The sequence below is a fragment of the Psychroserpens mesophilus genome (assembly GCF_050617655.1).
GTDB lineage: Bacteria > Bacteroidota > Bacteroidia > Flavobacteriales > Flavobacteriaceae > Psychroserpens > Psychroserpens mesophilus_A.
The window spans coordinates 1-508 of record NZ_JBODQC010000036.1; the positions used below are offsets into that span (position 1 = coordinate 1).

1 protein-coding gene is annotated in these 508 nt (G+C 57.5%); it reads left to right on the top strand.

Features of this window, described 5'->3' with window-relative positions:
• Positions 1-397, top strand: a 397-nt coding sequence (locus ACRHNM_RS16205; RefSeq protein ID WP_431137680.1) for an alanine racemase, incomplete at its 5' end; no start/stop codon positions are given.
• Positions 398-508 lie beyond the last annotated feature (111 nt).

Here is a 508-nt window from a genome sequence, read left to right on the forward strand (position 1 = left end):
CCTCCGCCCGGTGGCCCGGCTGCGCACCCGCATTTCCCAGCTCCATAAAATCGAGCCCGGGGGATGGGTAGGGTACAACAAGGGGTACCGGGCTGGGGGGTTCCGGCCCACGTCTACGCTTCCCATCGGGCATGCAGACGGTATCGGACGGATTTATGGAAAGGAGCATGGAGCATTCCATGTCCGGGGTAAACGCGCTCCCATTATCGGGAATGTTTGCATGGACATGACGATGATCGACGTCACGGGAATCCCCTGCAAGGAGGGGGACGAGGTGGTGGTTTTCGGGAATGGGCATTCCGCCGAAGACCTGGCGCGCGGAGCCGGCACCATTTCCTATGAACTCCTAACGGGTATCTCCCGGCGGGTGGCGCGGGAAATCCTGGAAGAACATTGAGCTTTCCAATATTCGTCCGGTATTCGTCCGGGGCGACCGATGGGCCTTTAAATAGCCTAATCCGCTGAAAATGATATCTCTTGGGGGCTACTCTGCAAAATTTTAGAATTT